Source organism: Vescimonas sanitatis, from assembly GCF_049060325.1.
In the GTDB taxonomy this organism is placed as follows: domain Bacteria; phylum Bacillota; class Clostridia; order Oscillospirales; family Oscillospiraceae; genus Vescimonas; species Vescimonas sanitatis.
The window spans coordinates 1-469 of the sequence record NZ_JBMGPW010000038.1 but is presented as its reverse complement, the minus strand read 5'-3'; the positions used below and the strand labels follow the sequence as shown (position 1 = coordinate 469).

1 protein-coding gene is annotated in these 469 nt (G+C 68.0%); it reads left to right on the top strand.

The features are described 5' to 3' along the window. A partial coding sequence (locus ACOMDU_RS13640) for a tryptophan--tRNA ligase (protein WP_476718555.1) occupies positions 1 to 469 on the top strand: 469 nt, incomplete at both ends.

The window sequence follows — 469 nt, the reverse complement described above, 5'->3', positions numbered from 1 at the left end:
GCTCATGGCCGCGGACATCCTGCTCTACCAGCCGCACGGTGTGCCCGTGGGCGACGACCAGCGCCAGCACGTGGAGCTCACCCGCGACCTCGCCCAGCGCTTCAACCAACGCTACGGCGAGACGTTCGTGGTGCCCACCGGCTTCTACCCGGAGACCGGCGCGCGCATCTACGACCTGCAGGACCCCACCTCGAAGATGTCCAAGTCCGCGGCGTCCCCGAACGGGCTCATCAACATCCTCGAGGAGCCGAAGAAGACCGCTAAGAAGATCAAGTCGGCCGTGACCGACGACGGCACCGAGGTGCGCTTCGACCGTGAGGCCAAGCCCGGCGTCTCCAACCTGCTGACCATCCTCTCCGCGGTGTCCGGCACACCGATCCCGCAGCTCGAGGAGGGGTTCGTCGGCAAGATGTACGGGCACCTCAAGGTCGCGGTGGCGGACGCCGTCGTCGAGCGCCTGGCCCCCGTG